The organism is Hathewaya limosa (genome assembly GCF_030815255.1).
GTDB classification, from domain to species: domain Bacteria; phylum Bacillota; class Clostridia; order Clostridiales; family Clostridiaceae; genus Hathewaya; species Hathewaya limosa.
Map to the genome: position 1 here is coordinate 114,959 of NZ_JAUSWN010000007.1, position 9,909 is coordinate 124,867.

Annotated in this window: 12 protein-coding genes; 9 read left to right on the top strand and 3 right to left on the bottom strand. The window is 24.5% G+C overall.

Annotation, left to right across the window (positions count from 1 at the left end; translation table 11 throughout):
- Positions 1 to 2: 2 nt before the first annotated feature.
- The gene (locus QOZ93_RS05635; protein WP_307355456.1) at positions 3 to 800 is read left to right on the top strand and encodes a ribonuclease H-like domain-containing protein; all 798 of its coding nucleotides are present in this window, start codon (positions 3 to 5) and stop codon (positions 798 to 800) included.
- Between the two features lie 101 nt (positions 801 to 901).
- On the opposite strand, the gene QOZ93_RS05640 is transcribed toward QOZ93_RS05635, so the two are convergent.
- From QOZ93_RS05640 to QOZ93_RS05650, 3 genes are read right to left on the bottom strand one after another with little or no spacing between them, the layout of a single operon-like run.
- On the bottom strand, positions 902 to 1,111 hold the full coding sequence (locus tag QOZ93_RS05640; protein WP_307355457.1) for a FeoB-associated Cys-rich membrane protein: 210 nt from the start codon (positions 1,109 to 1,111) through the stop codon (positions 902 to 904).
- 20 nt (positions 1,112 to 1,131) lie between these two features.
- Complete coding sequence (feoB, locus tag QOZ93_RS05645; protein WP_307355458.1) at positions 1,132 to 2,895, bottom strand: ferrous iron transport protein B; 1,764 nt, start codon at positions 2,893 to 2,895, stop codon at positions 1,132 to 1,134.
- 1 nt (position 2,896) lies between these two features.
- A complete protein-coding gene (locus QOZ93_RS05650) occupies positions 2,897 to 3,121 on the bottom strand; it encodes a FeoA family protein (protein ID WP_111941494.1) in 225 nt (74 codons plus the stop codon).
- A 228-nt stretch (positions 3,122 to 3,349) separates the two neighbouring features.
- On the opposite strand from QOZ93_RS05650, the gene QOZ93_RS05655 reads away from it, so the two are divergent.
- The 8 genes from QOZ93_RS05655 (at position 3,350) to QOZ93_RS05690 (ending at position 9,741) form a co-directional block, all read left to right on the top strand.
- Positions 3,350 to 3,997, top strand: a complete 648-nt coding sequence (locus QOZ93_RS05655; RefSeq protein ID WP_307355459.1) for a ribonuclease H-like domain-containing protein — start codon at positions 3,350 to 3,352, stop codon at positions 3,995 to 3,997.
- Positions 3,998 to 4,245: 248 nt separating this feature from the next.
- A complete protein-coding gene (locus tag QOZ93_RS05660; protein ID WP_307355460.1) occupies positions 4,246 to 4,785 on the top strand; it encodes a hypothetical protein in 540 nt (179 codons plus the stop codon).
- Positions 4,786 to 4,860: 75 nt separating this feature from the next.
- Positions 4,861 to 6,261, top strand: a complete 1,401-nt coding sequence (locus QOZ93_RS05665) for an AAA family ATPase (RefSeq protein ID WP_307355461.1) — start codon at positions 4,861 to 4,863, stop codon at positions 6,259 to 6,261.
- Between the two features lie 17 nt (positions 6,262 to 6,278).
- Positions 6,279 to 7,346 (top strand): type IV pilus twitching motility protein PilT, encoded by a 1,068-nt coding sequence (locus tag QOZ93_RS05670; RefSeq protein WP_307355462.1) that lies wholly within the window; start codon positions 6,279 to 6,281, stop codon positions 7,344 to 7,346.
- Positions 7,347 to 7,425: 79 nt separating this feature from the next.
- The gene (locus QOZ93_RS05675) at positions 7,426 to 7,869 is read left to right on the top strand and encodes a type II secretion system protein (protein ID WP_111941504.1); all 444 of its coding nucleotides are present in this window, start codon (positions 7,426 to 7,428) and stop codon (positions 7,867 to 7,869) included.
- A gap of 24 nt (positions 7,870 to 7,893) precedes the next feature.
- Positions 7,894 to 8,661, top strand: a complete 768-nt coding sequence (locus QOZ93_RS05680; RefSeq protein WP_307355463.1) for a prepilin peptidase — start codon at positions 7,894 to 7,896, stop codon at positions 8,659 to 8,661.
- Between the two features lie 85 nt (positions 8,662 to 8,746).
- Positions 8,747 to 9,316 carry a hypothetical protein gene (locus tag QOZ93_RS05685; protein ID WP_111941508.1) on the top strand — a complete coding sequence of 190 codons (570 nt, stop codon included), beginning with the start codon at positions 8,747 to 8,749 and terminating at the stop codon, positions 9,314 to 9,316.
- An 83-nt stretch (positions 9,317 to 9,399) separates the two neighbouring features.
- Positions 9,400 to 9,741: a hypothetical protein gene (locus tag QOZ93_RS05690; RefSeq protein ID WP_111941510.1), complete on the top strand. Its 342-nt coding sequence runs from the start codon at positions 9,400 to 9,402 to the stop codon at positions 9,739 to 9,741.
- Positions 9,742 to 9,909 lie beyond the last annotated feature (168 nt).

The window sequence follows — 9,909 nt, forward strand, 5'->3', positions numbered from 1 at the left end:
GGATGTATATTAGAGAATATAATGATGAGTTAGTGGTACCTAGTGAGGTATATGAAAGGTATGATTTATCAAAAATAGCATTTTTTGATATAGAAACCACTGGCTTTAATAAAGTAAATGATGTAATAATGTTAGTATCTTTAGGATATTATACTGAAGAAAAGAAGTTTTATACAAAACAATATTATGCAGAATACATAGAAGATGAAGAGTGTATAATGGAAGAATTCAAAAAAGATATTGACGGATTTGATTATTGGTGTTCATATAACGGAATAGCTTTTGATGAACCTTATGTGAAAAAGAAAATGGAGATGCATAAAATTGAATTTAAAGCTCCAAGTAATCATATAGATTTATACAGACTTATAAAACCTTATTATACTCAATTTGGATTACATAGATGTAATCTAAAAACTATTGAAAAATATCTAGGTATAAAAAGAAGAGATCAAATTGACGGTGGATTAAGTGCTCAATTATATAAACAATATTTGTATACTAATAATGATGATATAAGGGATACTATAATGTTACACAACTATGAAGACGTATTAAATCTTCCAATTCTTTTTAATCTTATATATAAGATAGATACTGACCCAAGTATTATAAAAGAACCAGGAATTACAGAAAATCAGTTAAGATATATAAAATCACTTATACATAAAAATGACATTAAGTTAAAGACAGACCTTAAAAATATTTCTAAGAAAGCAGCATCAAGAGCAATAGATACTATACTAAAAGGTAATGTAGACGCAGAAAATATAGATTTTATAATAAAAGACACTTATTAAAAATATTCACCCTGTTTTACATAGACACAAAGTTCTATTTAAAACAGGGTGAATTATTTTATTTATATTTATATTTATATTTATATTTATATTTTTAAATATTATTTTTCATTTTTATCAACATTTTCAGGTACATTATTTTTTTTTAGAGAAGTTGTATCAATAGTAATATAGTTATTATTACACTTAGAACAACCAGAACAGTTACCACTACAAGAGCTACAACCTTCGCCTTTTATTTGTTTTCTTACATGATTACCTAAGATGTATAAGGATATTACAACTAAAATACCGACTATTACATAATCCATAAAATTTAACCTCCATAAAATTATAAGATAAAACTAATTAAATTATAGGCTAAAAATGAAACAACCCATGCTAGTATAAGTTGATAAAGCACCGAAAAAATTGCCATTTTACCGCCATATTCTTTTTTCATGGTTGCAATAACTGAAACACATGGAGTGTATAAAAGTACGAATACTAAAAAACTTATTGCAGAAGCTGTAGTAAAGAAATTTGGAAGTAAAACTTTTAAGTTTGCACCATATATAATTTCCATAGTACTTACAACTACTTCTTTTGCCATTACCCCAGTTAAAATCGCAACAGAATTTTGCCATTTTCCAAAGCCAAGAGGTATAAATATAGGATTAATAACTTTTCCTATATAACAAAGGAAACTATCATTTATATTAACCATGCCTGTAAAATTAAAGTTAGATAAGAACCATACAACAACAGATATAGCAAAAATAATAGTTCCAGCTTTTTTAATAAACCCCTTACCTTTATCTATAGTATGGTTTAATAAATTTTTTCCTTCAGGTAATTTATAATCTGGCATTTCTATAATAAAGGGTTCCTCATCTTTTTTAAATAATGTGTTTTTAAAGAGAATTCCTATTAAAAATGCAAGTGCAATTCCTAAAAGATATAGAATAAACACTATTAAAGTAGGATATTTAGGGAAAAATACAGAAGTAAATAGTGCATATACAGGAAGTCTTGCATTACAAGACATTAAGGGTACTAATAATGCAGTAAGTTTTCTATCTTTTTCACTTTCTAAAGTTCTAGCTGACATGATACCAGGAACAGAACATCCAAATCCTACTATAAGAGGAATAAAAGCCTTTCCTGATAATCCCATTTTTCTCATTAACTTATCCATAATTAAGGCGGCCCTAGACATATATCCACTATCTTCTAAAATAGATATACCGAAAAATAAAGTCATTATAATTGGAACAAAAACTAGTATTGAACCAACACCAGACACGATACCATCAATAATTAGAGAAGATAAAAATGGTTTGGTACCTGATAATAAGTTGTGTAGATAGGGGATTAATAAGTTATTTAATCCTTTATCTAACAAATCAGAAAGAGGTTGTCCAACCCAACTAAAGGTTAACTTAAATATTAAAAACATAATTAAAAAGAAAATAGGAAAAGCTAAAAATTTATTTAAAACTATTTTATCAATTTTTTCAGTAAAAGATGGTTTTCCAAGATCTTTTTTTGTTACACATCCTTTTAAAAGTTTTTCGATATTAGCATAAGTTTCTTTTTCGCTAGTATAATTCTCAAGTTTCATACAGTTTATATTTAAAAAATCTTTGTTTTCTACACAGGCAATAAGTTCCTTAATGCCTGTGTTTCTACAGGCTACGATAGGAAGTACTCTAATACCCAGAGATTCTTCTAAAGCTTTACAATCTACAAAGATACCTTTTTCTTCCGCAGCATCTAACATATTAACAATTAAAATAATAGGTTTATTAAATTGTTTAAGTTCGGAAGTTAAATACAAGTTACGATCTAAGTTTGATGCATCAACTATATTAAGTATTAAACTAACATCTTCTTGTTCTAAAAAATTTTTAGATACTTTTTCTTCATTTGAATAAGTATCCATTGCATATATGCCAGGCAAGTCCACTATTTTATTATCATCATTAAGAAAACCTTCTTTTTTATCTACAGTTACTCCAGCCCAATTACCAACATATTGTTTAGAATGAGTAAGAGTGTTGAAAAGAGTAGTTTTACCAACATTAGGGTTACCTACTAGGGCTATTACATTCATATTATGCCTCCTCAATTAAAATGTTTTTAGCATCTTTTTTTCTAAGAGCTATATTAAAACCTCTTATATTAAATACTAGAGGATCACCAAGTGGTGCTTTATTTGTTAAAGAAATTTTAGTTCCTTCTATGCAACCTAAAGCATGAAGTCTTTTTATTAATTTTTTATCACCATCTATACGATATATTAGGGCCGTATCCCCTATTTTTAAGTCACAAATGCACATCATTATCACCTCGTAATGAAAATAGTTATCAAGTAAATAAATTTTATCATCTATAGGGGTATAAGTCAATGTTTTATTAGGGTTAGGCAGTTGTTATAAGCCTTATAGAAGTTCATTTTAAACTGATTATAAAAAAACAAATTAAATAAAAGATTATTAATAAAGGTTTTCACTATTCCAAATTTATAGTATACTTAATAAGGAATAGATTTAGGAAAGAGTGGTAAGATGATAATTATAAACAAAACTATAAAAGTAGGTGAAATAGAAAAAAACAATGTTTTAAAGATAGAGAATCAGTGGGATGCCTATAAAAATAGTGTGTTTTTAGATTTAGAACATTATGTTTATAAAAAACCAAAATGTATAGGAGTTTTTGGTGTATGTTTTTATGATGAAGAACAAGATTCTTTGATTTTTACTCAGTTTATGATAGAGAGTAAAAAAGATGAAGATAAAATTTTATATAAAGCCTACAAATATTTAAAATATTGTAAGATGGATTTAAAGAAAACTAATATGGTCACATTTTCAGGGAATAATGATTACACAGTTATAGATTATCTCTTTGAACAAAGAAAAATTCCAATGAAGGTAAAAACATATTTTAATGAAATAGATCTTCAAAAATGCTATGAAAAGGTTAAAAAGGAAAGCATAGGGCTTAAAAATTTAGAGAAACTTTTTGGTATAGAGAGAGAAGGAGAAGTAATTAGTGGAATGAATCTTGCTAAAACTATTAATAAGATTACGAAGGATGAAGATTATATTCATAATATGCCAATAGCAAAGTTGCAAAATATTCTTTTATATAATGAGCAAGATGTTGTAAATTTATTTAAAATTTACACTAACTGGAATAAATATATAAAATAAAGCTTTAAGGAGTTTTTCCTTAAAGCTTTTATATTTTATGAAGTTTTATTTTAAAATTATTTATTATTTGTTTTGAAAATTCAAAATATGGTATAATAAAATATGTATAAATACAATTCCTTACATATTAGGATGAAATATTAAAAGAATGTTTAAAAAAATATAAAATGGGTACAAATTAAGATATACAAGATAAATGAAATAATGTAAAAAAATATAATATTATTAGGAGAAAGGATAGTTTATAAATGAGGCGAAATTTAAAATTTGCATTAATTCTCAAGAACGATAAAAAAGTAAAGCATTTAGAAGAACTTAAATGTAATTTAGATATGGATAAAATATTAGAGTATTATAAAAATGGTCAATTACAGAGATGGTTAAAACAAAATAATTATTTGGAATACTATGATAAAGTGCAAAATTTAAAAGAAGAAGTAGATAAATATTTAGTCCGTTCTCTAGAAAATATCTTATTAGATAAAGTTAAAGTAGAAGAAAAATTATTTTCGCCAATAAAAAAAATAGAATTAAAAGACCTAAATTTAAGCACAGAAAATATAAAAGAATCTTGTAAATATGAAGACTTAAAAACAGAAAAAGAAATAGCAGTAGGATATAAGGAAGATAATAAAAAAATAATATATAAAACCAAAGATGAATTTTTAAAAAATGATTATCAATTCCAAATAATGAAAGAAATTGTAAAGGATTCAAAAAGTTTAGAACTATTAAAGAATTATTATTTAAAGGTATTGCAAGATAAAAAACATATTAAATTTATATAAAAGACATTTAATTAGAAGAGTAAGAAATACAAGATGAAAATGTATTAACTTTTTTACAGAAAGGTTTGATAATCCATGTTAGATAAAGAGATTATAAAGAAAATAAGTTTATATATAGATGCACAATATCCTGTAATACATTTAGATACCTATGAAGATATAAGGATAGATAGGATATTAAATAAAGTATGTAAGGAATATGAAGTCTATGAATACAATAGTTCTAATGGATTAATGGATTTTAAAAAGAAAGCTTGTATAAAAGAAGATATTAAGGATTTAGAGGTTATTTTAGATTATTTTAATAAATTAAATCCATCCATTTTAAATGGAAAGGTTCTTGTTATAAAAGACATAAAACAGTATTTTAGTAATCATAATATCATATTAAAACTAGAAAACCTTGTAAAATTAGTTTTAAAAGGTATAGATTTTAAAATTTTTTTATCAGGAGTTATAAGTGAATTTCCAGAAGAAATTAAGGAATATATAACAACTGTTAAGTTTAGATCTATGAATATATATGAAATTCAGGAGGTTATTAATAACTTTATATTAGAATATAATATTGAATTTGTTGATAATCATTTTATAGAAGAATTATGTGTTTTGCTAAAGGGATTTACAGAATATGAAATAGAGAATGTATTATCACTTGCTTATGTAACTTATGGAGAATTAAGTTACAAAGTAAAGGATTTAATTTTAAGTGAAAAAATAAATATAACTGAAAAATCTAATATATTCACTTTAATAAATGATAAGGTTAGTTTTGATGAAATTGGGGGATTACATAGATTAAAGATATGGATAAAAAATAAATCTATAATATATGATGAAATTTGCACTAAAAAGCCTACTGAAATAAACATAGATATACCAAAAGGTGTTTGTATTGTAGGAGATGCTGGAAGTGGTAAATCTTCATTTGTTAAGGCTACTTCTAAATTATTTAATATTCCACTTTTAAAGTTAGATAACATGAAATTAAAACAAATGAGATTTAATAAAGGTGGGGTAGTCTATAGAATAGACAAGATTATTAGCTATTTAGAGAGATTTTCACCATGTGTTTTATGGATAAATGAAATAGAACTTGATGATAAATATTTTATAAAGTATTTATTGGAAATTATAAAAGAAAAACAGATTTTTGTATTTACAATGATTACTTCAGAAAATAAAGAAAATCAGTTCAAAGATTTTATACTTAAAAAGTTAGTGGATGATATTTTTATTTTAGAACCATTGAATGAAAAGGAAAGAACTGAAATTTTAAATATACATTTAAAAAAGAGGTTTAAAGATATAAATAATATAGATATAAATTATATTTCTAAAATTACAGAGGGATTAAATGGTGTTTTAATTGAAAAAATAGTTAAAGATGCTTTAGAAAATTCAATTATAGAAGATAAAGAGAATATTAATACAGAAGATATAGTGGAGATAGTAAATTATAATAAGCTAAAGTAAAAGGTGGCTTGTTTAATATGAATAATAGTTTAAATTTAGATCAAATAATATGTATTGCTAAAGAAAAGGGAGCTACAGATATACATTTAATAGTAAATTCTGCACCAGTGATAAGGATAAATAAGGAATTATATGATATTGAGAATTATCCTAAGTTAAGTGAAGAAAATTGTGAAGTTTTAGCTAATGAGTTACTTACTAATCAAGAGAAAGAGAAGTTAAATTTAATAGGTCATGTAGATTTTGCTTTTACGAAAAAATCTTATGGACGTTTTAGAGCAAATGTTTTTAAGCAACAAGGAAAGCTATCCATTTCTATAAGAATTATTTCCGAGGATATACCTAAATTTGAATCACTTAATATACCAAGGAATGTTAAAGAATTTTATAAATTTAATAAAGGATTAGTTTTAATAACAGGGGCAACGGGTAGTGGTAAATCTACTACTTTAGCAAGTCTAATAGATTTAATAAATAAAAACAAAAGAAAACACATTATAACTATAGAAGATCCTATAGAATATGTTCATGAACATAAATTATGTAAAATAAATCAAAGAGAAGTAGGGAAAGATACAAAATCCTTTAAAGAAGCTATGAAAGCTGTTTTAAGAGAAGATCCAGATGTTATTTTAGTAGGTGAAATGAGAGATAGAGAAACCATAAGTACTGTACTAACTGCAGCAGAAACAGGACATTTAGTTTTTTCAACTGTACATACTTTAGGAGCAGCAAAAACCATTGATAGAATACTTGATGTTTTTCCAGAAAATAACCAATTACAAATAAGGAATCAACTGTCCACAGTTTTAAAGGCCATAGTATCTCAAGAACTAATTTTAACAAAAGATAAGAATGGACTGGTACCAGTTTGTGAAATTATGATTGTTAATTCAGCTATTAGTAATCTAATTAGAGAAGGAAAAATTTTTCAAATAAATAGTATTATTCAATCCAGTTCTAATTTAGGTATGCAAAGTTTTGATTATCACTTAAGTTTACTTCTAAAAAATAATATTATTAATTATGAAGAAGCCTCTGAATTAGCACAAGATAAGAAGTTGTTTAAAACCTTAATTTCTTAAGGTTTAAATAAAAAAATATATGAAAGTAGGTGAATTTTAATGAGGATATGTTAAAACAACATCCTCATTAAGTGTAAAGTTGAAGAAAAATTTCAATAAAAATACTAAAAAAGGTTTTACGTTAATAGAACTTTTAGTAGTGTTAGGAATCCTTGGTATATTGGTGGCTATTTTAATACCAAGATTCTCAGGTTTTACGGATAATGCTAGGGAAAAGGCTGTTAAAGCAGATGCAAAAAATATATATACAGTTTGTGAAGCATATTATTCAGAAAATGGGAAATACCCTAAAAATGGTATATACACAAATAACAAAAATAATACCAATTCGTCACAATCAGATCTTAATTCATCTCAAATAAATGATTTACAAAAACTTTTAAAGAGTACAAAGGGAAAATTAGATATTACCAATTTAGATAATGAACTGTTTACATATAAAAGATATAATTATACTGCTACAGTAAATAAGGTAGGAGAAGTTCAAATTAAAAAGGATAATGTAAAATCTAAAGAAAGTTAAAAAATCATAAAAGGAGAGTTATATATGCATTTACAAAACATATATATAGTTTTTATGTTTTTATTAGGGGCTTGTATAGGGAGTTTTTTAAATGTATGTATTTATAGAATACCTAGAAAAGAATCAATTCTTTTAGGTGCATCTCATTGTCCAATGTGTAACAACAAAATTAAATATTATGATTTAATTCCAATAATAAGTTTAATATTTTTAAAAGATAAATGTAGATATTGTGGAAGAAAGATTCCTCTAAGATATTTTTTTATAGAATTATTTACGGGAGTTTTTTTTACATATATTTCGTTAAAATATAAGTTTACAATTGATACTTTAAGATTTTGTATGTTATCTATGTTTTTAATTGTTATAGGAGTTATAGACTATGATACTACAGATGTATATAGCAATACTATAATAGTTGGTATTATATGTGGAACTATATTTCTTATAGCTAATTATTATTATGGTAATGAGTTTTGGAGTTATATATATGGTGCTATTTTAGGTGGTTCATTTCTTAGTTTTATAATACTAATTACTAATGGTATAGGAATGGGATGGGGAGATGCAGAAGCATGTGCTTTATGTGGATTATATTTAGGAATAAGAAAAACACTGCTTATGATAGTTATAGCATTCACTATAGGGTCAGTAATAGGAAGTATATTATTATTAATTAATGAAAAATATAAAAAAACAATGATACCTTTTGTTCCATTTTTATCTTTAGCATCTTTTTTTACTATAATATATGGTGATAAAATTATTCGATGGTATATGTTGTATATGTAAAAAATAACTTATTTTGGTTTTAAAGTATCTCTTTTTTAAATATAATATTAATATTTATATTATATTTAGAAAGGGATTTTGTTTTATGATAAAAAGTATAGATAATATAGGTAAGATATATAATAAAAATATTATTACTGGAAATTACATTATAGAAGTAGCACTAGATAAATATATAGATGCATTTAATGATTTAGATTATTGTTCTTATCAGAAAAGAGATATGAATCCTAAACTTATGTATTTTCTAGAGAATTCTGTACAAGATATTTCAAATAAGTATGGAATAGATATATGTTTTTATATGTTTAAAGAGAATAAGGACAAAAAATATGAAGACAATATTAAAGTAGGTATAAAAACATATTATTATTTTTTATTTAATGAACACGTAAAAGAAGTGAAGGATACATATAAACGAGTTGTAATATATTGTTTATCATCTTTTTTTATTTTACTTATACAGATGTTTTTAGGAACTATTATAAAATCCACCGTATTATTCAATACCATAGTGGAATGTCTAAATATAGGGGGATGGGTATTCTTATGGGAGGCTCTAACATTAATTTTTATAAATAGAAAAAGTTTAATGTATAATGATCAAAATTATAAAAGACTTATGGAAAGTACTATTTATTTTAGATATATATGAATTTTTTAGTTCTTCATAGGGAATAATAAAATTAGATAAAAATTTGAAGCTTATATTAATTTCTTGCTGAAGGAAGTGTGTGTATGTTAAATAAAGAACCAGAAGTTTTTATATATTGGTGGTCGACTTTAAGGAATAAAGGTAAAAAAAATTTTATTGTAAAAAAACATATTCTTAGAAATGAGTTTATATATTCATTAATATATATCTTGGGAATGGTTATATATAAAGCAGAACATACAGAATTTACTTATAAATTAGGTTTAATTACATATGTTGTTGGATTTTTAGTGGTATCGGTTTTGAGCTATATTTTTAGCAAGACTTTATGGGAACATTATAGTAAAGAATACTTGAAATTAAATCTTACGAATTTAGTTAAAACAACAAAAAAAATTCATATAGTAAATAAAGTAAAGGAATAAAAATAGGTTTATATTTAAATTGTTATAAGTATTACCTTAAAAATAAAAAAGTAATATTAAAACCCCTTATCTATAAAATGTACCCTTTGTCAAGGACGTTTTAAAAAAGACTATATGATAAGATGATTTCTGTATTGAACAGGAGTCATCTTATTTAAGTTCCATTGG